General features: G+C 70.3%; 22 protein-coding genes. 10 read left to right on the plus strand and 12 right to left on the minus strand.

The genetic code is table 11. The features are described from left to right. Positions 1-52: 52 nt before the first annotated feature. From ACVKXF_RS16770 to ACVKXF_RS16780, 3 genes are all read left to right on the plus strand, one after another. Positions 53-544 carry a hypothetical protein gene (locus ACVKXF_RS16770; RefSeq protein WP_456796399.1) on the plus strand — a complete coding sequence of 164 codons (492 nt, stop codon included), beginning with the start codon at positions 53-55 and terminating at the stop codon, positions 542-544. 152 nt (positions 545-696) lie between these two features. Further along, the gene (locus tag ACVKXF_RS16775; RefSeq protein WP_456796400.1) at positions 697-1,320 is read left to right on the plus strand and encodes a hypothetical protein; all 624 of its coding nucleotides are present in this window, start codon (positions 697-699) and stop codon (positions 1,318-1,320) included. Next, positions 1,317-1,892, plus strand: coding sequence for a hypothetical protein (locus ACVKXF_RS16780; RefSeq protein WP_456796401.1), 576 nt, complete (start codon positions 1,317-1,319; stop codon positions 1,890-1,892). The genes ACVKXF_RS16775 and ACVKXF_RS16780 overlap by 4 nt, the downstream gene beginning before the upstream one ends. 42 nt (positions 1,893-1,934) lie before the next feature. Here the strand turns inward: ACVKXF_RS16780 and ACVKXF_RS16785 are convergent, their stop codons facing one another. Genes ACVKXF_RS16785 through ACVKXF_RS16795 form a run of 3 tightly spaced genes read right to left on the minus strand, consistent with a single transcriptional unit; the run spans position 1,935 to position 5,550 of the window. Next, positions 1,935-2,432 (minus strand): cupin domain-containing protein, encoded by a 498-nt coding sequence (locus ACVKXF_RS16785; RefSeq protein ID WP_456796402.1) that lies wholly within the window; start codon positions 2,430-2,432, stop codon positions 1,935-1,937. Then, the gene (locus ACVKXF_RS16790; protein ID WP_456796403.1) at positions 2,429-3,865 is read right to left on the minus strand and encodes an amidohydrolase family protein; all 1,437 of its coding nucleotides are present in this window, start codon (positions 3,863-3,865) and stop codon (positions 2,429-2,431) included. Before ACVKXF_RS16790 ends, ACVKXF_RS16785 begins: the two co-directional genes overlap by 4 nt. Beyond that, the gene (locus tag ACVKXF_RS16795) at positions 3,862-5,550 is read right to left on the minus strand and encodes an adenosylhomocysteinase (RefSeq protein ID WP_456796404.1); all 1,689 of its coding nucleotides are present in this window, start codon (positions 5,548-5,550) and stop codon (positions 3,862-3,864) included. Before ACVKXF_RS16795 ends, ACVKXF_RS16790 begins: the two co-directional genes overlap by 4 nt. A gap of 49 nt (positions 5,551-5,599) precedes the next feature. On the opposite strand from ACVKXF_RS16795, the gene ACVKXF_RS16800 reads away from it, so the two are divergent. The 6 genes from ACVKXF_RS16800 (at position 5,600) to ACVKXF_RS16825 (ending at position 9,932) form a co-directional block, all read left to right on the plus strand. Continuing rightward, positions 5,600-5,875 carry a glutaredoxin family protein gene (locus ACVKXF_RS16800; RefSeq protein ID WP_123312083.1) on the plus strand — a complete coding sequence of 92 codons (276 nt, stop codon included), beginning with the start codon at positions 5,600-5,602 and terminating at the stop codon, positions 5,873-5,875. A 407-nt stretch (positions 5,876-6,282) separates the two neighbouring features. Continuing rightward, positions 6,283-7,122 carry an amidohydrolase family protein gene (locus ACVKXF_RS16805; protein WP_456796405.1) on the plus strand — a complete coding sequence of 280 codons (840 nt, stop codon included), beginning with the start codon at positions 6,283-6,285 and terminating at the stop codon, positions 7,120-7,122. A 42-nt stretch (positions 7,123-7,164) separates the two neighbouring features. Continuing rightward, complete coding sequence (locus tag ACVKXF_RS16810; RefSeq protein ID WP_123312079.1) at positions 7,165-8,034, plus strand: fumarylacetoacetate hydrolase family protein; 870 nt, start codon at positions 7,165-7,167, stop codon at positions 8,032-8,034. Next, on the plus strand, positions 8,034-8,792 hold the full coding sequence (locus ACVKXF_RS16815; protein WP_456796406.1) for an SDR family NAD(P)-dependent oxidoreductase: 759 nt from the start codon (positions 8,034-8,036) through the stop codon (positions 8,790-8,792). The genes ACVKXF_RS16810 and ACVKXF_RS16815 overlap by 1 nt, the downstream gene beginning before the upstream one ends. A gap of 87 nt (positions 8,793-8,879) precedes the next feature. Next, the gene (locus ACVKXF_RS16820; RefSeq protein WP_111086323.1) at positions 8,880-9,557 is read left to right on the plus strand and encodes a FadR/GntR family transcriptional regulator; all 678 of its coding nucleotides are present in this window, start codon (positions 8,880-8,882) and stop codon (positions 9,555-9,557) included. A gap of 96 nt (positions 9,558-9,653) precedes the next feature. Continuing rightward, on the plus strand, positions 9,654-9,932 hold the full coding sequence (locus ACVKXF_RS16825; RefSeq protein WP_123312075.1) for a GlsB/YeaQ/YmgE family stress response membrane protein: 279 nt from the start codon (positions 9,654-9,656) through the stop codon (positions 9,930-9,932). A gap of 91 nt (positions 9,933-10,023) precedes the next feature. Here the strand turns inward: ACVKXF_RS16825 and ACVKXF_RS16830 are convergent, their stop codons facing one another. From ACVKXF_RS16830 to ACVKXF_RS16870, 9 genes are all read right to left on the minus strand, one after another. Continuing rightward, a complete protein-coding gene (locus ACVKXF_RS16830; protein ID WP_456796407.1) occupies positions 10,024-10,980 on the minus strand; it encodes an aldo/keto reductase in 957 nt (318 codons plus the stop codon). Further along, positions 10,977-11,303: an L-rhamnose mutarotase gene (locus ACVKXF_RS16835; protein WP_456796408.1), complete on the minus strand. Its 327-nt coding sequence runs from the start codon at positions 11,301-11,303 to the stop codon at positions 10,977-10,979. The genes ACVKXF_RS16830 and ACVKXF_RS16835 overlap by 4 nt, the downstream gene beginning before the upstream one ends. Further along, the gene (locus ACVKXF_RS16840) at positions 11,303-12,628 is read right to left on the minus strand and encodes an alpha-L-fucosidase (protein ID WP_123312069.1); all 1,326 of its coding nucleotides are present in this window, start codon (positions 12,626-12,628) and stop codon (positions 11,303-11,305) included. Before ACVKXF_RS16840 ends, ACVKXF_RS16835 begins: the two co-directional genes overlap by 1 nt. A gap of 34 nt (positions 12,629-12,662) precedes the next feature. Next, a complete protein-coding gene (locus ACVKXF_RS16845) occupies positions 12,663-13,553 on the minus strand; it encodes a carbohydrate ABC transporter permease (RefSeq protein ID WP_123312067.1) in 891 nt (296 codons plus the stop codon). Beyond that, positions 13,546-14,520, minus strand: coding sequence for a carbohydrate ABC transporter permease (locus ACVKXF_RS16850; protein ID WP_123312065.1), 975 nt, complete (start codon positions 14,518-14,520; stop codon positions 13,546-13,548). The genes ACVKXF_RS16845 and ACVKXF_RS16850 overlap by 8 nt, the downstream gene beginning before the upstream one ends. A gap of 107 nt (positions 14,521-14,627) precedes the next feature. Beyond that, on the minus strand, positions 14,628-15,866 hold the full coding sequence (locus ACVKXF_RS16855; RefSeq protein ID WP_456796409.1) for an ABC transporter substrate-binding protein: 1,239 nt from the start codon (positions 15,864-15,866) through the stop codon (positions 14,628-14,630). Positions 15,867-15,933: 67 nt separating this feature from the next. Further along, positions 15,934-17,271, minus strand: a complete 1,338-nt coding sequence (locus tag ACVKXF_RS16860; RefSeq protein ID WP_456796410.1) for an enolase C-terminal domain-like protein — start codon at positions 17,269-17,271, stop codon at positions 15,934-15,936. Between the two features lie 319 nt (positions 17,272-17,590). Further along, on the minus strand, positions 17,591-18,175 hold the full coding sequence (locus ACVKXF_RS16865) for a TetR/AcrR family transcriptional regulator (RefSeq protein ID WP_456796411.1): 585 nt from the start codon (positions 18,173-18,175) through the stop codon (positions 17,591-17,593). A 61-nt stretch (positions 18,176-18,236) separates the two neighbouring features. After that, positions 18,237-20,291 carry an MDR family MFS transporter gene (locus ACVKXF_RS16870; RefSeq protein WP_456796412.1) on the minus strand — a complete coding sequence of 685 codons (2,055 nt, stop codon included), beginning with the start codon at positions 20,289-20,291 and terminating at the stop codon, positions 18,237-18,239. Positions 20,292-20,479: 188 nt separating this feature from the next. On the opposite strand from ACVKXF_RS16870, the gene ACVKXF_RS16875 reads away from it, so the two are divergent. After that, complete coding sequence (locus ACVKXF_RS16875; protein WP_456796413.1) at positions 20,480-21,439, plus strand: phosphotransferase; 960 nt, start codon at positions 20,480-20,482, stop codon at positions 21,437-21,439. Positions 21,440-21,501 lie beyond the last annotated feature (62 nt).

Genomic DNA, 21,501 nt, shown 5'->3' on the forward strand with positions numbered 1-21,501 from the left:
GTGCAGTATGTGTTCATCCGGTAAAACTTCACCGGTTAATCAAGGGTGAGAGATGTCCAAGAAGAACACATTTTCTGCTGTACTCGTGTCGACCGCAGTCGCGGCTTCAGTGCTGGCACCCGCCGTCCCGGCGCATGCAAGCAATGAACGCCTACGGACCTCGATCCCGCCACACGTCGTGGTCGATGGGAGCTTTGATCCCAACAGTGAGGTCGTGATGGTCGGCGACGGCCCCACGACCCAGTCCGGTAACTGCAAGGACCGAGCCTTCACGGTGCTACCGGTCATGGGCCAGTCCGTCAACGGCTGCAACGTGATCGGCTGGAACTCCGCAGCGCGGGCCCCGTACAAGTGGTACAAGCACATGGGTACCACCAACCCCTGCATCTGGGGCAAAGGGTTCAATTCCAAGCACGCGCCCACCTGGACGGCAATCGGCTGTGGCTCGGGGCAGACGAAGACCGTTCCGTGGGGCAATGTCGCCGGCACCAAGAAGGTGAAGGGGCTCACCGCGGTCGGCTGGGCCGGCGTGCAGTGGCAGTGACACGGCACAGCATGCGGCGACGCGGGCTCGGGGTCATCGCCTCGAGCTGCGTCGCCGCAGCTCTTCTGTCGGGCTGCGCATCCGGCGATCTACGAGCAGCTCCTTCCGACCCGGTTCCCCGGCCCGACGAGCCTGCGCTCGACGTGGCTTCGATGCAGTCGATCGCTGATCAGCTCCGCGAGTCCGTGCCGTGCGAAGACGCCGACGCGTTGCTCGATGACCTTGCTTTCTGGGATGCGATGCGGGGATTCGATTGCTTCAACAGTGGTGATGCAACGTTCGTCCGCGCCTACGCTCACACCGCGTCCGTTCCGCAGACGCTTGAGGACTGGGCCGACACGTTCAACGGGGAACGTGCCGTCGCTCGCGGTGAGAACTGGTACGTGATCGGACCACCTGCCATCGTCGCGGCGTTGGACGCTCCTCCAGACGCGCCGAAGATCGCCGGGGATGCCGGGTCCTCCACGAAGCTGACAGCGGAGCAGGAGTACCTCACCACCTGCACGCAGTTCGTCGCGAGCGAGGGAGAACGCTACGTGAACCATCCGGGTGAGCGCAACGAACACGCGGCTCAGTACGACAGGTTGTTCCCGGCCGTCACTGCCGAAGTGCACGCAGCAGTCGACAGCCTCGGCAGGGACCGCATCCGCAAGATCCCGGACACGGAGCGATTGGCAGCAGCGCTCTCACCGATCGGTCCTCGCCTCAAGGCGAAGTGCGCGACCGCGTACGAGAAGGTGGCCGCCACCGTGAGTCCAGTCGAGGGAAGCCCGTGACGAGCACATCCAGGCCTGCTTCGGAGCGCACCGCAGTCGCGACCACCGGAACGATCGCCTCACTCAGCAGCACCGTCCTGTCCGTCGACAACCTGCTCGGCTTCGGCGGCTCCCACCTGTTCGGCTTCGGCGCGGCGGCGTTCTTCGTCGCGTTGGCCTTGCTCGTTGGATCGGCCTGCGTGGTGTTCGCGGTGCGTGGACGTGATCTCGCGCCCGGCATCGCTGCCGCATCCGTGGCGGGGTTCGTCGTGACACAGTCGCCGGCTCTCGGCACCGATCTGTGGCTCCCGCTGTCGACCGCGTTGCACGCGCTCGTGCCACTGGCGTTCGCAGCCTCCGCGCTCGTCACATGGGGCCGATCTCCGATGAAGGTGCTGCGCGTGGGGTCGTCGCTCACGGTGATCCTGGCGGTGTCGTGGGCGGTGGGCGGGTTCGTGCCGCTGTGGCTCGAGTTGTTCCTGGCCCTGCAGGCGGCAACGCTGCTCGCAACCACGGCCCTCATGGCCGGCCCGTTGCTTCCACGTGTTGCTGGCTTCATGCGGAACATCTGGGACAACGCAGCAATCCGCTGACCAACCCTCGCCACTCGACGCCGCGGTCACGGAAGTGGTACGTCAGGCGGCCATCGTGAAGTCCTCGAACGAGAACCCCGGCGACACGAGGCAGCTCAGCAGCACCTCGCCGTCGTTCGGGATCGTCCGCTGCCACACGCCACCGCGCACGAACGCCTGCGCGTCGTTCACCCGGTCGCGACCGGCGTCGGGCCCGAGGGTGATCCGCGCGCCGGGCTCGGGAGCATCACCGGAGCCGCCGAGTTCGAGCTCGACGGTGTCGGGCCCGTGCCACATCCAGATCTCGTCGCTCGTGACCCGGTGCCAGGCCGAGGCCTCGCCCGGGGGCAGCAGGAAGTGGATCAGGGTAGCGGCTGGACGGTCCCCCGCGGGCGTCGTCACCGTGGCCGGCGAGGTCCAGGTGCGGACGTACCAACCGCCCTCGGGGTGCGGTTCCATGCCGAGGGCGATGGCGCGCTTCGGCACGTCGAGCCACTCGATCAGTTCGCCGTCGACGGTGCGACGGGCGGCCATGCCGGGGCGGGGTGCGGTCTCGGTCATGATTCCTCCACAGGGATGACAGGGCGGGCAGGGCGGTCGGACGACGACGTGGGCACGCCGGTCAGCGCTCCGTCGACGGCGCGGACGACCCCGCGGATGACGGTGGCGGCTGCGCGCCCGGCGCCGTCCTCGACGAGCTCGGCGAGTGCGTCGGGCACGGTCCGGGCGTCGACGTCGAAGACGGCCAGGTCGGCGCGGGCGCCCACGGCGAGGTGGCCGATGCGGTCCGGTCCGACGGCGAGCCCCATGGCGTGCGCACCGCCGAGCGTCGCCGCCGCCAGGAGCCGCTCGTGCAGGTCGCGGTGCCCGTAGCCCTGGGCGCGGGCGATCCGGTGCAACGCGGTGACGTCGGCCATCAGGTCGAGGGACGGGGACGACGACAGCGAGTCGGTGCCGATGGCGATCGGGCTGCCCTCGCGCAGGTAGTCGGCGACGGGCGGCGGGTCGAGGCCGATGACGGCGTTCGACCGCGGGCACAGTGCGACGGCGGTGCCACGGGCGCGCAGGAGCGCCCGGTCGGCGGCGGTCATGTAGACGCCGTGCGCGATGTGGCAGTCCGGCCCGAGCACGCCGAGTCGGTCGACGAACGCGGTGGCGCTCGCCCCGAACCCGAGGGCTCGCAGCGCCCGGAACGAGGGCACGTTCGCCAGGTGCCAGTCGTTGCCGTGGCCGACGCCGTCGACACCGTCGAGTCCGGGGACGGGTCCGAGGGCGACGCGCTCCCCCTCGAAGGCAGCTTCGCCGAGGTGCAGGTGCAGTCGGAGTCCGCGCTGCCGGACGATGTCGGGGAGTTCGAGCAGGGGCGCGACCTCGAGCGAGTACGGCGCGTGCGGTGACAGGCCGGCCCCGGGGGTGGTCGGGATCCGGGCGAGTTCGTCGAGCACCTGGTCGCGGCCGTGCGACTGCCAGGCGTCGTTCTCCCAGTCCATCACCTCCCAGTAGGCGATGCCGCCGAGGCCGGCGTCCTCGAGCGCGGTGGACGCCTCGATGTCGGTGACGATGTCCGCGATGCTCGTGACGCCGGCGCGGATCGACGCCGCTGCGCCCGCAGCGGCTTCGGCCCGCCAGTCGTGCGGCTCGGCGTAGTCCTGGTTGAACGCGGCCGCCCAGTCCTCGAAACCGCTGTACTGGCCACGGCCGACACTGGCCATGCCGGTGTACTGCAGGTGCGAGTGCGCGTTGACGAGCCCCGGCAGGAGGGCTCCGCGCCACTGCCGTTCGGTGAACGTCGTGCCGGAACCGGCGAGCTGGTCGACGACCCAGGACCGGTCGCCGACGTGCAGGATGCGGCCGTCCTGAACGGCGACCGCGCCGTCGGCGATCGGGGGCGCGGTCATCGGCACGACGACGCGTGCCGAGTGCACGACGACCGGGTGGTCGGCACGCGGGCGCGTGGCGCTCGGGTGCAGGTCGCTCGGGGGCGCAGCGCTCATGCGGGGTCTCCGAAACGGCGCGTCCGGACGTCCGGCTCACGGTCCGCCGGGTGTTCGGCAAGGCGGACGGGAGGAACGGGTCGGCTCCCGAACGCGGCGAGCGCCACGCGGGCAGTCGCGTCGTCGACCGCGGGGTCGATGGGCACGACGGCTCGCGCCAACTCGTCGCCCCGCTCGAGCAGCATGCGGACCGCCCCGAGCTGCGCCGCGAAGGACAGGTCCATGATCTCGATCGGGTTGCCCTCGGCCGCCGTGATGTTGATGCACCCGCCGCGGTCGAGCACGATCGGCCCGCTGTCGGCGTCGGGGAACACGAGGCGCTCGGCCTTCGGGCCCACTTGCTGTCGGGTGGCACCGGCCGCCATCGCGTCGTCGAGCGCGACCTCGTGGTCGACCCCGCCCGCGACGGCGACGACCGCCCCGTCCGCGCACGAGCGCAGCACCCGCAGGTCGATGGTGTCGGCGACCCCGGTGGCGCTCAGCACGAGGTCGGCGTCCTGCACGGCCTCGGCGAGCGGCGCGACGGCGTGGCCGGCGAACAGCGCCTGCAGGGCGCGCACGGGATCCGTCTCGGCGACCGTGACCCGGAACCCGAGGGCGGACAGCACCAACGCGACCCCTTCGCCGACGTGCCCGAACCCGGCGACGACCGCCGCGCCTCCCGACTTGACTCGGTGCGTGCCGGACGGGAGCCCGTCGACCAGGTCGAGCACCGCGAACACCGTCGACTGCCCGGTGCCGTACCGGTTGTCGAAGAACGTCTTGGTGCGGGCGTCGTTGACGGCGACCACGGGGATGCCGAGCTCGCCCCGCGACGCCATCACGCGCAGGGGTCGGAGGCCGCTCGTGGTCTCTTCCGCCGCGCCGAGCATCGTCGGCAGCAGGTCCGGTCGTTCCTGGTGGGCGAGCCGGATGACGTGCGAACCGTCGTCGAGCAGGATGTGCGGCCGGGTGTCGAGCATCGCGAGGGCGAGCGCCTTCTGCTCCGGCAGTGCGGCGGTGCTGCTCGCGTACACCGTCAGACCCGCTGCCCGGAGCGACGCGGCCACGGCGTCGTCGGTCTCGTCGGCGTGCGCGTAGACGACGACCTCTGCCCCGGCGTCGCGCAGCAACAGGCTCAGCACCGCCGTCTTCGGCTCGAGGAACATCGCGACGCCGATGCGGGTGCCACGGAGCAGTCCGCCGTCACGGAGTTCCGCGGCGACCGCACGCGAGACGGGCATGGAGCGTCGTGCCCAGCGCAGGCGGGCGTCGGCGGCCGGGTCCTCCTCGGGGTCGCGACCGGTGGAGACCAGGAAGACGTCGTCGGAGAGCATCGGGACGCCGAGCACCCCTGGGCGTGCGGTGACGACGGGACCGAAGGCGTCCTCATCGACGGCGGGCAGGTGCCGGCCGGCGTCGATCACGATGAGCGTGGCGCCACGGGGCCGGTCGGCCTCGCGCTCGATGACGGGGGTGGAGTCCTCGGGGGAACCGAGGCACCACAGCTGGTCGATCGGTTCGTGCTCCGCGGCCGGGCGAGCGCCGAGTCCGGTGAGCAGCTCGTGCAGCGCCGCGGCGTCGCGGGGGTCGCCACCGACGATGCGGAACCGGCGAGCCGCCACGAGCAGGTTCGTCACCGCGGCGAAGCGTCGGACGGCCGCCGACGCCCAGGATCGCGTCTCGGGGTCGGGTCCTGGCGGCATGCGTCAATCGTAGGGAATGCGCGGGGGCCCGCCGACGTACTCTCTGGGCATGAGCGATGCAACCACGACCGAAGCGTTCGACAAGGTGACGATGTTCGGCGCGGACTGGTGCCGCGACTGCCGCCGGTCGAAGGCGCTGCTCGACACCCTCGGTGTCGACTACGAGTACGTCGACGTCGAGCAGGACCTGTCGGCGGCCGACCGTGCCGAGGCGATCAGCGGGCGGAAGAACATCCCCGTCGTGGTGCTGCCGAACGGCAAGCACTTCGTCGAGCCGTCCGACGCCGAGCTGCGCGCCGAGCTCGAGGCCTCCGGCGCCGTCTGAGCTGCGGGCGGCTCGGCCGAGATCTGTCGCTTCCGCGAAAGCGACAGATCTCGGCCGAACATCGGCGGCAGACTGTCGCGCTGGCGGCACCGACCGTGCGACGGGACGATATCTGTCGCTTTCGCAGGATGCTCTGGGATCAACCCGGCCGGGAGGCACGGTGCGCGCCCGACGCGCGCCGCGCCTCCCGGCCGGGGTCGTGTCCCGAGCCCGCGTGTCCGTGTCGAGCCCGGCTGGCGCTGGCGCTGGCGCTGGCGCTTCCGCGAAAGCGACAGTGTGCCGCCGAACATCGGCGGCACACTGTCGCTCTTGCGGACCGGACCGGCTGATGACGCCAACTTCTGTCGCTTTCGCGCCGAGCACACCACGCACGGGCGGACATCGGATGAATGGGGCATCATGAGCGCGTGATCATCGACGCTCACCACCACCTCTGGAACCCTGCCGACCGGCCGTACCCGTGGATGGACGACTCCGTCGCCCCGATCCGGCGGCGGTTCGACGTTGACGACCTCCGCGCGGCGACGCAGGGCACCGGCGTGACGCGGACGATCGTCGTGCAGGCCGTGCACGACCCCGGCGAGACCGCCTGGCTGCTCGAGCAACCCGGACCCGTCGCAGGCGTCGTCGGCTGGGTGGACCTGACCGCGCCGGACGTGACCGACCGGATCGCCGCCGTTCGAGCACTGCCCGGCGGCGAGCGCCTGGTGGGCATCCGGCACCAGGCGCAGGACGAACCCGACGCGGACTGGCTCGCCCGCCCCGACGTCGTCCGCGGGGTCCACGCACTCGCCGCCGCCGGCCTGGTGTTCGACGTCCTCGTCCGTGCGCGCGAGCACGCCGCCGCACTGACCCTGATCGATGCCGTCCCCGAGGCGTCGTTCGTCCTGGACCACGCGGGCAAGCCGTCGATCGACACCGGTGATCCGGCCTGGCGGGGACGGATGACCGACTTCGCCGCGCGCCCGAACGTCACGTGCAAGGTCTCCGGCCTGTTCACCGAGGCCGGCCCGGACTGGCGCGACCGCCCGGTCGACCGGTACGTCTGCGGGGTCGTCGAGCAGTTCGGTCCCGAACGGTCGATGTTCGGCTCGGACTGGCCGGTGTCGACCCTCGCGACCGGGTACGCCGACGTCGTGCAGCGGACGACGGCGGCACTCGACGACCTGTCGACGACCGAGCACGAAGCCGTCTTCAGCGGTACCGCGGAACGCGTCTACCTTGTCCGGGGCCGCACTCAGACATAGGATGTCTTCGGCTGCACTGGCGCAGCCGGAGAGCGAGGAACGATGCAGTTCGCACGACTCGGCCCGGCGGGGAGCGAGATCCCCGTGGCCATCGACACCGACGGCGAGGTCTTCGACCTCCGCTCCATCACCAGTGACGTCAACGGGGCCTTCCTGGCCTCGGACCCGGTCGGCCGCGTCGACCACGCACGCAGCGCCGGCGACCTGCCGAGCATCGACCGAGACCGGGCCGACGGCATGCGGCGCGGTGCACCCATCGCTCGCCCCGGCAAGGTCGTCTGCATCGGCCTGAACTACCGCGACCACGCTGCCGAGACCGGCGCCGACATCCCCACGGAACCGATCGTGTTCATGAAGGACCCGATGACGGTGATCGGCCCCGACGACGAGGTCCTGATCCCCCGGAACAGCACGAAGACCGACTGGGAGATCGAGCTCGCGATCGTCATCGGCCGCACCGCCCGCTACTGCGAGTCCGATGCAGCGGCCGAGGCGTCGATCGCCGGCTACGCCATCGCGAACGACGTGTCCGAGCGCGAGTTCCAACTGGAACGCGGCGGGCAGTGGGACAAGGGGAAGTCCTGCGAGACCTTCAACCCGCTCGGCCCGTGGCTGGTGACACCCGGGTCGCTCGACGCCGCCGGCCTCGACCCCGCGGCACTCGCGCTCCGGCTGACCGTCAACGGCGAGGTCCGGCAGGACGGCACCACCGCCGACATGATCTTCCGGCCTGTGGAGATCGTCCGGTACCTGTCGCAGTTCATGGTGCTGTACCCAGGCGACGTCATCAGCACGGGCACCCCGGCGGGGGTGGCACTGGCCGGTCACGCGCCCTACCTGCAGCCCGGCGACGTCGTCGAGCTCACCGCCGACGGGCTCGGCTCGCAGCGCCAGACGGTCGGGGCAGCCTGATGGCAAACCCAACCGGCAGCCACGACGGCGTCCGGGCGATCGTCACCGGGGGCGCGTCCGGCATCGGCGCAGCGATCGCCGCCGCACTGCGGGACCGCGGCGCGACGGTCGCCGTCCTCGACCTCCAGCCGTCCACCGCCGAGGGGTTCGTCTCCGTCACGTGCGACGTCAGCGACGACGCCTCCGTCCGCACGGCCGTCGCCACCGCCGTCGAGCAGCTCGGCGGCCTCGACGTCCTGGTGAACAACGCCGGCATCGGCGCGCAGGGCACGGTCGAGGACAACCCCGACGACGAGTGGCGCCGCGTGTACGAGGTCAACGTCCTCGGTGCCGTCCGGCTGTCGCGGGCCGCGCTCCCCCACCTGCGGGCGTCGGGCAACGCGAGCATCGTGAACACCTGCTCCATCGCCGCGACCGCGGGGCTGCCCCAGCGGGCGCTCTACTCGGCGACGAAGGGCGCGATCGCCGCCCTGACCCGCGCCATGGCAGCCGACCACATCCGCGAGGGCATCCGCGTCAACGCCGTGAACCCGGGGACCGCCGACACCCCGTGGGTGGCGCGGTTGCTGTCGACTGCCGGTGATCCGGCAGCGGAGCGCGCTGCCCTCGAAGCCCGGCAGCCGCACGGTCGGCTCGTGCAGGCGGAGGAGGTCGCCGAGGCGGTCGCGTACCTGACGAGCCCGCTCGCCCGGTCGACGACGGGCGTCGACCTGGCGGTCGACGGCGGGATGCAGGCCCTCCGGCTGCGGCCCGCCTGATGGTCGGGCCGTGACGACCGGGAGGCCCGGCTATCGTCGACCTGTCCGCTCGCGTCCGCGAGCGGGCCGGGATCAGGAGGTGGTGACGTGGCGTCGCTGACCGACGATGCGATCGCACGCATCCAGCAGATGATCGTGAGCGGTGAGCTCCAACCCGGGCAGCGCCTCCCGCCCGAGAAGGAACTGAGCGAGTCACTCGGCCTGTCGCGGAACAGTCTGCGCGAGGCGGTGAAGGCCCTCGAGCTCATCCGCGTGCTCGACGTCCGGCGCGGTGACGGCACCTACGTGACCTCGCTCGAACCGGGCGTCCTGCTCGAGGCCGTGTCGTTCGTCGTCGACATGCACCACGACCGGTCCCTCGTCGACCTGCTCGAGGTCCGACGCATCCTCGAGCCCGCGTCCGCCGTCCTGGCGACCGCGCGTGCCTCGGAGCAGCAGATCGACGAGCTCGCGACCCTGATGCAGTCCGTCGGCGAGGACACCGGCGTCGAGGACCTCGTGGCCCACGACCTGCTGTTCCACTCGACCATCGCGGGCATCGGCGGCAACCAGTACCTGTCCGGGCTGCTCGACGCCCTGTCGAGCAAGACCGTGCGGGTGCGGGTCTGGCGTGGCCTGACGCAGAACGGCTCCGTGCAGCGCACCCTCGACGAGCACGCCGCCATCGTGGACGCCATCCGACGCCGGGATCCGCAGCTCGTGCAGGCGCTCGTGGTGTCGCACGTCGAGGGTGTCGAGCGCTGGTTGCGGCGCTCCCTCGACTGAAACCGAGAACGCGTGCAGGTGGGTGGGTGTTGCGTTGGTCGTCGGCCCTGACTCCGGCAACCATGCCGCGGCAACCGCACCCACGAGGAGGAAACCGTGCTCGGTCTCATCATCAGCTTGATCATCGTCGGACTCATCGCCGGCGCCATCGCCCGGCTCGTCGTCCCCGGCAAGCAGAACATCTCGATCCCCATGACCATCCTGCTGGGCATCATCGGCTCGTTCGTGGGCGGGTTCCTCGGGTTCCTGATCTTCCAGCACGACCCGATGGACGGCTTCTTCCAGCCCGCCGGCATCATCGGTTCGATCATCGGCGCCATCATCGTGCTGATCATCTACATCCGCTTCTCGGGTCGCAGCGCCAAGACCCGCTAGGCAGGTCTCGCCGGGCACGACCCGCCGCACCACCGAAGTCACCCCGAACCGCGCATCCGTGCGGTTCGGGGTGACTTTGGTTGTGCGGGGCTCAGGCGCTGAGCAGGCCCGCGGCGCGCAGGTCCTCCCACAGGGCCTCCGGCACCACGGCCGCAGCGCGCTCGACGTTCGAGCGCACCTGCTCCGCGGACTGCACGCCGAGCGCGATCGCGGAGACCGAGGCCGCTCGGCGCGGGAACGCCAGCGCAGCCTCGGGCAACGTGACCCCGTGCTGCTCGCACACGTCGGCGATCGCGTTCGCCCGAGCGACGAGCTCGGCCGGAGCAGCCGCGTAGTCGTAGGTCGCGGTGGCGTCCGGCCGGTCCCGCCCGAGCAGCCCCGAGTTGTAGACCCCGACCGCGACGACCGCGACCCCCAGCGAGGCGCACCGGGCGACGAGCGCCGCCGCGGGCTGTTCCAGGAGCGTGTACCGCCCCGAGAGCATGACGACGTCGCAGAGGCCGGTGGACACCGCGGCGTCGAGGGCCTCGAACGAGTTCGACCCGACCCCGACGGCGCGGACCACACCGTCGTCGCGCAACTCGGCGAGCGTCGGCAGCGCCTGCGTCAGGCCGTCCTCGAGCGAGTACACGTCGGGGTCGTGCAGGTACGCGACGTCGACGTGGTCGAGTCCGAGCCGGCCGAGCGACTCGTCCAACGACCGCCGCACGCCGGACGGCGACGGGTCCCACTGCCGCACGGTGTCGTTCGGCACCGCGAACCCGCCGGACGCCAGGTCGTCCCCGTCGCCGCGACCGGGCACGAGCAGCCGCCCGACCTTCGTCGACACCAGGAACGAGTCACGCGGGCGGTCGGCGAGCGCCGCCCCGAGCCGTCGTTCGGACAGCCCGAGGCCGTAGTGCGGCGCGGTGTCGAAGCCGCGCACGCCGGCGTCCCACGCGGCGTCGACCGTGGCGCGGGCGTCGTCGTCGGACACCGTGCGCAACAGGTTGCCGATGCCGGCGCCGCCGAACCAGAATGGTCCCCGGTCGAGGTCGAGCTCCGTCATGCGTCCACCTGGTCGGCGAGCGACCAGACCCGCGGGACGCCGTCGTCGTTCCCCGAGTAGTCGTCGTCCGCCTCGAGCAGGGGGTTGATCTTCTCCTGCCACGCGGCGTTGACCGGGTCGTCGGCGAGCGCCCGACGCATCGCGCGGTAGTCCTCGACCTCGATGAGGTGGACCAGGTCCAGCCCGTCGCGCCACACCGTCCAGTCGTGCACGCCGGCCTCGCGCAGTCGGGCCGCGAGCGCGGGCGGGACCGAGGCGTGCACGGCGTCGTACGCGGCCTCGTTCCCCGCCCGCAGTCGGGTCCTCGACAGGATGCGCTGCATCAGTCGCGCAGGAACAGTTCGACCACCGGCACGGCGACGTCCGGCCGCACGATCGGCAGCGTGAGCGTCAGTGTCCCGGCCGGCTGCCCGCCGAGCCCGGTGTTCTGCGCGCGGGTCCCCGGCGGGATCTCGCGGAAGTGCAGCTCCGACGCGTCGTTCAACAGCTGCGCGTACGCCACCTTGCCGGCCAGGTCGGGCAGGTGCACGTGCTCGAACGGCCACGCGAACAGGTGCAGGTACAGGCGGTTGCCGTTCTGCGTGTACACGGTGTTGCGCGGCGCGACGAAGGACGACGGCCCGGCGCCGTAGACGGACCGGGCGTGCTGGTGCATCCACGTGCCGATGCCGTCGAGGGTCTGGCGCGAGACCCCGTCGAACTCGCCCCGGCCGGTGGGGCCGATGTTGAGCAGCATGTTCCCGTTGTTCGAGACGCCGTCGACGAGCATGCGGACGAGCAGGTCGACCGGCTTGAGGTTCACGTTGTCGCGGTCGTAGCCCCACGAACCGTTGAGTGTCTGGCAGGCCTCCCACGGCACCGGAGCACCGTCGACCTCCATCGGCTTGTCCGGCTGGTACTGCTCCGGGGTGACCAGGTCGCCGGGGATGTCGAGCCGGTCGTTCACGATGATGCCGGGCTGCAGGCGCTTCGTCAGGGCCATGAGCTCCTCGGAGCCCCAGTCGTCCCGACCCTTGCCGCCCCAGATGTCCTCGTGGTCGTTGTCCCGGTACGAGAAGTCGTAGAACAGGTAGTCGACCTGCCCGTAGTCGGTGAGCAGCTCCTCGACCTGACCGTGCAGGTACTCCCGGTAGCGCGACATGTCGCGGCCCTGGTCGAACGCCTCGATCTCCTCCGGCGAGTCGTCGCGCCGGGGGTGCACGCCGTCCACGGTGAAGTCGGGGTGGTGCCAGTCGATGAGCGAGTGGTAGAACCCGACCCGCAGTCCCTCGGCCCGGACGGCGTCGACGAACTCGCGCACGATGTCGCGGCCGAACGGGGTGTTCGTGGACTTGTAGTCGGTGAGCTTGCTGTCCCAGAGGCAGAAGCCCTCGTGGTGCTTCGTGGTGAGCACGACGTACTTCATGCCGGCTTCGCGAGCACGGCGGGCCCAGTCGGCGGCGTCGAACAGGTCGGGGTCGAAGTGGTCGAAGTACTTCTGGTAATCGGCGTCGGTGATCCGTTCGCGGTTCTTCACCCACTCGTGCCGTGCCGGCAGGGCGTAGAGCCCCCAGTGGATGAACATGCCGAACCGGTCGTGGGTGAACCACGCGGGGAACCCGGCGGCGTCGGTCGCGGTCTGCGGCTCTGCAGGTGCGGTGATGGTCATGAGGCCAGTGTTCCTTTCAGAGGGGGGAGGGGTGTCACCGGCCGCCGAGGCCGCTGGTGACGATGCCCTTGACGAGGTGCTTCTGCAGCAGGACGAGCAGGATCACGGTGGGCAGCATCGAGATCACCGACGCCGCCATCACGAGGTTCCACTCGGAGCCCTGCTGCCCGAAGAACTGCTGCAGGCCGAGCGGGATGGTGCCCCGGGCCTCGACGTCGTTGACGATGACGAGCGGCCAGAGGAACGAGTTCCAGTACGAGATGAACGAGAACACCGCGAGGACGGCCATCGTCGGCCGGGCGAGCGGGAGCATCACCGAGAAGAAGGTCCGGATGGCACCGGCACCGTCGACCCGGGCGGCGTCGTCGAGTTCCTGCGGCACGGTCAGGAAGAACTGCCGCACCAGGAACGCGCCGAGGGCCGTGAACGCCCACGGGATGATGAGCGCCTGGAACGTGTCGACCCAGCCGAAGCCCTGCATCATCACGTACATCGGGATGACGAGGACGTCCTGCGGGATCATCAGCGTCGCGAGGAACAGGACGAAGACCGTGTTCCGTCCGCGCCACCGCAGCCGTGAGAACGCGTACCCGGACAGCACCGCGACGGCGACGTTGATCGCGGTGCCGGCAGCGGCGACGAAGATCCCGTTGAGGATGAAGCGGGCGAAGGGCAGGTACGTGAACGCCTGCGCGTAGTTGCCCCACTCGATCGATGAACCCCACAGGGTCGGCGGCGTCGTGAACACGTCCGCCGAGGGCTTCAGGCTCGTCGCCACCATGTAGATGAGCGGCGAGACGAACAGCAGGGCCACCAGGCAGAGCAGCACGTAACCGACGGCGTGCCGCACCCGGCCGGACTGCCGGTGCGTGCGAGGCAGCGCCCGCGGGTTGATCGTCCGGTTGGACGAGGTCAGTTCAGTCATAGTGCACCCACCGCTTCTGTCCGAGGAACTGGATGGCCGTGATCCCGAGGATGATGACGAACAGCACCCAGGCGCCGGCCGATGCCAGTCCGAGCTGCTGCGTCTGGAACCCCGTGTTGTAGATGTACTGCACGAGGGTCTCCGTCGAGGTGCCCGGTCCGCCCTTCGTCAGCACGAACGGTTGGACGAACACCTGGAACGACGTGATCAGGGTCATCATCGTGGCGAAGAAGATGGACGGCGAGATGAGCGGGAACTTGATCCGCCAGAACATCTGCCAGGCGTTGGCGCCGTCGAGCTGTGCCGCTTCGAGTTGGTTCTCGGGCACCGAGTCGAGTGCCGCCGAGAAGATGAGCATGTTGTAGCCGAAGCCCTGCCAGACGCTCATCGCGACGACGGCGAGCATGGCCCAGTTGTCGTCGGCGAGGAAGTTCGGTGCGTTCACGCCGACGGTCGACTGCAGGGTCGCGTCGATGGCGCCACCGGGCTGGTAGAGCATCCGCCAGACGACGACGTTCGCGACGATCGGCGTGATGGTCGGGATGAAGAACAGCACCCGGAACACGTGGCGGTGCCGGATCTTCGGTGTCAACCAGGCGGCGAGGCCGAGCGAGACCACGAGGTTGAGCGGCACGTAGAGCACGACGAACAGCACCGTGTTGAGCGTGACCGTCCGGAAGATCGGGTCCGAGAAGAGCTGCGTGTAGTTCGACAGCCCGGCCCACGACCGTTCGCCGAGCATCGGCCAGTTCATGAAGCTCACGACGAGCGACGCGAGGATCGGGAACGCCGTGAACACGACGAGTCCGATCGAGTGCGGTGCGGCGAAGGCGGCGCCCCACCACGAGCGGCGGCCGAGTTCGGCGTCGGCGCCGCCGGTCTTCCGGCGGGGTGTGCCGCCGGTCGCGACCGCGACCGGCGGAGCGGCGACCGCCGCTTCGGCGGGTGGGTCCTGGATGGTGGTCATGCGACGACCTCCTCGTCGTTCGCGCGGTCCTGCACTTCGGATGGGGCGGACGGGAGGCGCGGGGCGGGGTCGGCCCGCGCCTCCAGTCCGTCAGGGGGTGACGCCCGTCACTGCGAGCCGAGCTGGCTCGCGATGGACGACATCGTCTCCTTGCCGGAGGTCTGTCCGTTCACCGCCTGCAGCGCGTACTGCGCGAAGAGCTGGTTCAGCTGGTCGCTCTGCTTGTTGCCGGGCAGGGGCGTGGCGTCGTCGAGTCCGGTCTTCAGCGCGTCCTCGACCCCGTCGATGCCGGCGTTGTCGTACCAGGCCTGCTGCGCCGCGGTGCGTGCCGGGAAGGCGCGGCCCTGCTCGGCGAGCGAGGTGAGCGTGGCCTCGTTCGTCATCGTGCTGATGGCCTTGAACGCCTGCTCGGGGTACTTGCACTGCTTCGAGATGCCGAAGCCCGACCCGGCGGCGAACGAGCTGGGCCCGTCCGTGCCGGAGGGGATCGTGGTGATGCCGAGGTCGAACTTCACCTTGGCCTTCTGGCTGATGATCGACCACGGGCCGTCGCTGTACATCGCGACGTCGCCGGACACGAACGCGTTGTCGTCGGTGGAGCCGTCGGTGCTGGCCTGGGTGGCGTAGCCGTCCTTGACCAGGCCGCCGATCCAGTCGAGCCCCTCGGCGAACTCCGCGTTCGACGCGTCGAGCGTGCCGTCGGCGTCGATCACGCGGCCGCCGTTGTAGCCGAGGATCATCGACTCGAGCGGGATGTCCTCGACGCTCGTGCCCCAGATCGGGGTGCCGGCCGCCTTGAGGTCCTTGGCGGCGGCCTCGAACTCGTCGACCGTCCAGCCGGGCTTCGGCTCGGCGACGCCGGCCTTCTCGAAGATGTCCTTGTTGTAGAACATGACCATGGGGCCGGTGTCGTAGGGCAGACCGTAGAGCTTGCCGTCGACCTTCATGCCGCCGAGCCCGGTCTGGTCGTACTCGCTCAGGTCGAGGTTCGCCTTCTCCGCCATGTCGTCGATCGGCACGAGGACGTCCGTGTAGTTCGCAGCACGGAGCGACTGGATGCTCACGATGCACGGCGCGGTGCCGGTGGAGAGCTGCGTGCGGAGCTTCGTCCAGTAGTCGTTGAAGGGCGAGCCCTGGATCGTGACGTCGACCTCGTCGTCGGTCTTGACGGTGTCGGCGACCTTCTGCCAGGCGGCCTTGTCCTCCTTCCCGGCGATCCACATGGCCCAGGTCAGGGCGTCCGCGGACTGGCCGTCACTGGCGGTGCTGCCGGACGAGCAGCCGGTGAGCACGAGGGCGGCAGCTGCTGCTGCCGCGAGCCCCGCGGTGAGTCGTCGTCGTTGCATCGGTGTCTCCACTTCGTCGTGGTGATGGGGTGTGTGGGGTGGGTTGCTGGCGTGCTTGCGTGCCGACTCAGGCGACGCGGACCGCGTCGGGGACCGTCTCGGTGTCGACCACGGCCCAGGCCGGGCCGTCCGGGAAGGCGTAGGCGTCGAGGGAGTCGGCGAGCATCTCGGTGCCGGCTCCGGGGGCGGTCGGCGGCCAGTAGCGACCGTCGTGGACGTCCACCGGGGTCACGAAGTGCTCGTGCAGGTGGTCGACGAACTCGATGCAGCGGGTTTCGAGGTCGCCGGTCAGCGCGACGGCGTCGAACATCGACAGGTGCTGCACCGCCTCGCACAGGCCGACCCCGCCGGCGTGCGGGCAGACCCGGACGCCGTGCTTCGCGGCGAGGAGTAGGATCGCGAGGTTCTCGTTGACCCCGGCGACGCGGGTGGCGTCGATCTGCAGCACCGACATCGATCCCGCCTGGATGAGCTGCTTCGCGATCACCCGGTTGGCCATGTGCTCACCGGTCGCGACGGGGATCGGGGCGATGCGCCGGGCGATCTCGGCGTGCGCCAGGATGTCGTCGGGGCTCGTCGGCTCCTCGACCCAGGCGATGTCGAACGAGCGGAGCCGCTCGATCCAGGTGACGGCTTCGTCAACGTCCCACCGCTGGTTGGCGTCGATCGCGATGCGGACGTCGGGGCCGACCGTGGCGCGGGCGATGCCCATCCGGCGGACGTCCTCGTCGACGTCGCCGCCGACCTTGAGCTTGATCTGCTCGAAGCCCTCGTCGACGGCCTCGCGGCAGAGCCGGGCGAGCTTCTCGTCGTCGTAGCCGAGCCAGCCCGGGGTGGTCGTGTACGCCTGGTAGCCCTGCTGCTCGAGCCGAGCCCGACGGGTCGCACGGTGCGGTTCGGCGGCCCGGAACAGCTCGAGCGCCTCGGTCGGCGTGATCGCGTCGGTGAGGTACCGGAAGTCGACCAGGTCGACGAGCTCCTCGGGGCTCAGGTCGGCGAGCAGTGCCCAGAGGGGCTGTCCGGCGCGCTTCGCCCGGAGGTCCCAGAGCGCGTTCACGACGGCGCCGATCGCCATGTGCATGACGCCCTTCTCCGGGCCGAGCCAGCGCAGTTGCGAGTCGTGGACCATCGCCCGCCAGGTGCCGCCCATGTCGGCCAGGACCGCCTCGGCGTCGGCACCGACCACGTGGCCGCGCAGGGCGGCGATCGCGGCTTCCTGCACCTCGTTGCCGCGGCCGATGGTGAAGACGAAGCCGGTGCCGACGAGGCCGTCCAGGGCGTCGGTCGTGATCTCGACGTAGGCGGCGGAGTAGTCGGGTGCGGGGTTCATGGCGTCGGATCCGTCGTGCTCCCGAGAGGTCGGGAAGCGGATGTCGCGCACGTGCAGACCGGTGATGCGGCTCATTCGTGTCTCCTGCCGTCCGGTCTCCGTCGACCGGACGAGGCAATCAAAACATCGGATGTCTCCGGCGTCAAGAGAACTCTTCGTCACGTTCTGGTCTCGAACGGCGCGAAGTCGTCGGATGGCTGCGCGGCTTGGGCACGTGTGGCCGATCCGTGAAAGCGACAGATCCCCGCCGACTGTTCGCGGGGATCTGTCGCGCTCGCGGCACCGTCGACAGCGGGGCACGCGCATCTGTCGCTTCGGCGGGGGCGCCCGGACCACGGACGGGAGGCGCGGTGCGGGTCGGACCCACGCCGCGCCTCCCGTCCGTGGTCGCGTCTCAGGCGGTGGCGAGCCGGCCCATCTCGGCCACCACGCCGCGGAGACGGTCCGCCAGCTCGTCGCGCGAGCCGTCGGCGAAGCGGTGCGCCGACTCGATGAGCGCCGCCATGACGAGCGTCACCGCGGTCCGCGCGGAGTCGCCGTCGGTGCGCTCCGCGGCGACCTCGAACACGGCGAGCCGGGCCCGCGCCATCCACTGCAGCATCGCGGGCACCATCTCCGGGCGCTCCTGCACGAGTTCCTTCACGCGGCGGCGGTCCGCGGGCAGCGTCACCGTCCGGGCGACGAGGTCGCACAGGTCCGACACGAGCGGGCTCTCGGCCGTCAGGAACGCCTGCCGAGCAGCCTCGGGGACCGAACCGTCGGGGAGCCCGAGTGCCGCGTCGCCCTTCGACGGGAAGTAGTTGAAGAAGGTGCGGGGCGAGACCCCCGCGTCGGCGCAGATCTCCTCGACCGTGACACCGGCCAGGCCGCGATCGATGACCAGTGCCAGCGCAGCCTGGTGGATCGCGTGCCGGGTCTGCTGTTTCTTGCGCTCCCGCAGGCCGCTGTCACCCGCCGGGTGGGATTCGATCGTGCTCACTGCTGCTCCTGGTGCGGGTCGGGGCCTCCCGTTTGGCGACGGGAGGCCCCGGTGGCCGCTCCTACGCGCGGTCCCGCTGGACGGGGATCGAACCGGTGATGGGCGCCGTGGGCGACCCCATCGTGTCGGCAGCCTTCACGGCCTGCACCTCGAGGTCGTCAGCGGTCCCGGCCTGGTCGGCCTGCTCCTGCAGGGCCGAGCTCTTGCGGAGCGGCGGCGCCTTGAAGAACCAGCTGAGGACGAACGCGAGCAGGATCACGGCGAAGCCGACCCAGTAGACCGTCACGGCCGACGCGTTGAAGCCGGTCATGAACGGCTTGGTCAGTGCCGGGGTCGCGCCGTTGAGGTAGGACGTGTCGCTCGTCTCGCTGCTCGAGCTGCTGCCGTCGCCGGCCCCCTCGTCGATCTGCTTCGACAGCTCGGGGGCGAGCTCACCGACCCAGTACGAGCGCTGCGAGGCGTCCGACCAGTCGACCACGAGCTTGCCGTCCTGCACGCTGGCGTGCGCCTTGTCGGCTGCGGCGGTCAGGGCCTGCTGCTGCACGGCCTCCGGGGCGCCGGCCGTGGCCGTGGTCACCTGCGCCGTGGCCTGGTCGAGGCCGGACTGCACCTGCGACTTCACCGGGGTGACGATCGGGTTCCAGATCTGCTCCATGACGCCCGCGTTCGCCTTCGCCGTGGCGACGGTCGGGTTCAGCGCGGCATCGAGCGCACCGGACAGGTTCTTCTGGTCCGCGGTGGCGTGCAGGATGTTCGCCGGCATGATCGAGAACAGGACGCTGAGCAGGACCGCCGTACCGAGCGTTCCACCGATCTGGCGGAAGAACGTGGCGGACGACGTCGCCACACCCATGTCACGCGGCTGCACGGAGTTCTGCGAGGCCAGGGTGATGCTCTGCATGAGCTGTCCGAGGCCGAGGCCGATCAGGAACATGCCGATCATCAGGAACCAGAGCGGCTTGTCGATCGTCATGAACGTCAGGACGACGTAGCCGACCGAGACCAGGGCCGTGCCGATGACCGGGAAGATCCGGTAGCGACCGGTGCGGGCGACGATCTGCCCCGAGGCGATCGAGGCGATCATCAGACCGCCGATCATCGGCAGGGTCGCGAAGCCGGACTCGGTGGGCGTCAGGCCGGTCACGATCTGCAGGTACAGCGGGATCGTCAGCATGGCGCCGAACATCGCGAAGCCGACCAGGAAGCCGAGGATCGTGGCCATCGAGAAGGTGCCCGAGCGGAACAGCTTGAGCGGGATGATCGCGTCGTCCTTCATGAGGGTCTCGATCACCAGGAAGGCGACGAGTCCGAGCGCGCCGATCACGTAGCAGGCGATGGCGCCGGCCGAACCCCAACCCCAGGTGCGGCCCTGTTCGGCCACGAGCAGGAGCGGGACGAGGGTCGCGATGACCGAGGTGGCACCCCACCAGTCGATGCGCGGCTTCGCCTTGGCGTCACCGAACTTCGGCAGGTGCAGGAAGGCGATGACCATCAGGAGCGCCGCGACGCCGATCGGCACGTTGATCAGGAAGACCCAGCGCCAGCCGGTCACGCCGAGGATCGTGCTCGCGCCGGCGAACAGGCCGCCGATGAGCGGGCCGATGACGGACGAGATGCCGAACACGGCGAGGAAGTACCCCTGGTACTTCGCACGCTCACGCGGGGCGAGGATGTCCCCCATGATCGCGAGCGGCAGCGACATCAGCGCACCGGCACCGATGCCCTGGAAGGCGCGGAACGCGGCGAGCATGATCATCGAGGTCGACATCGTCGAGAGCAGCGAGCCGAGGATGAAGACCGCGATGCCGAAGATGTAGAGGGGCCGGCGGCCGAAGACGTCGGAGAGCTTGCCGTAGATCGGCGTCGTGATGGTCGACGCGATCAGGTAGGCGGTCGTGACCCAGGCCTGCTGGTCGAGACCGTGCAGGTCGTCGCCGATGGTGCGGATCGCGGTGCCGACGATCGTCTGGTCGAGCGACGACAGGAACATGCCGGCCATGAGGCCGTAGATGACGAGCAGGATCTGACGGTGCGACATGATCGGCTTGCCCGGCGTGCTGGCCGGGGAGTCGTGTCGTCCGCGCGACACCTCGACGGGTGCGGTGGCAGTAGACATGGGGGTCCTTCAGGGGTGCGTGGTGGTCGTCGTGCGGAGCAAGGGACGCCGGAGCGTGCGCGGCTGGCCGTCGAACGGGAGTCAACCTTGCAGACTCTGCAACTTTACATCACAAGCACGTTTGCTGCCAACGCAAACTTGCCATCCGTGCACGTTCGTGAACGGCTTCTCAGGTAGCGTCGTCGGGCATGGGGCGAACTGCGTGGACGGACGTGCCGGCGATCCTGCGCGAACGGGTGGAGCAGACCCTCGGCGGAACGGTGACCACCACCGAGTCCCAGGCGGCCGGGTGGTCGCCGGGGAGTGCCGACCGTGTGGTCACGGCCACGGGGCGGCGGGCGTTCGTCAAGACGGTCTCGCGATCGCGGAACGCCGATGCCTTCGACCTGCACCGCCGGGAAGCCCGTGTGGTGGCGCAGCTGCCGTCGACGGTGCAGGCGCCGCGCCTGCTGGACGCCTTCGACGCCACCGCGGACGGCGACGAGTGGGTCGTCCTGGTCCTCGACGACATCGAGGGCGAGCACCCCGGGGCAGCGCTCGACGGCAGGGACACCGCGGCGGTGCTCGATGCGCTGGACACCCTGCCGCCGGCGACCGGGGATCTCCGTGCCCTCCCCCGGATCGCCGACGACCTGCGCCACGAGTTCAGCGCCTGGGACCGGATGCTCGGCGACCCGACCCTGGCCGACCGGGTGGCCGAGGTCGTGCCGGCACACGTCCTCACCGCCGGACCCGCGATCGCCCGAGCAGCCGACCGAGCAGCGGCACTCGTCGACGGCGAACACCTCGTGCACGCCGACTGCCGTGCCGACAACCTGCTCGTCGACGGTTCCGGGGTCGTCTGGGTCGTGGACTGGCCGTGGGCGAGCATCGGCGCGCACTGGCTCGACCCGCTGACCTACCTGGTCGACACCCTCGTCCGCGGCGAGGACAGCGACGTCGAGCACCACATCGCCACCCACCCGGTGTTCGCCGGCCTGCCCGCCGCGACGGTCGACGCCGTCCTCGCTGGTCTCGCCGGACTGTTCTTCGAGCACGCGCTGCCGCCGACACCGCCGAACATGCCGACCATCCGCGACTTCCAACGACGCGAAGGGGTCGCCGCCGCGGAGTGGTTGCTCCGCCGATGGGACGCGGCGCCGCGCTGACGACGGGCAACAGGCGTCGGGTACCCCGACTGTCCAGCAAGCGCGGCACCCCGGAGCGTACG

It is taken from the genome of Curtobacterium sp. PvP017 (assembly GCF_054060195.1).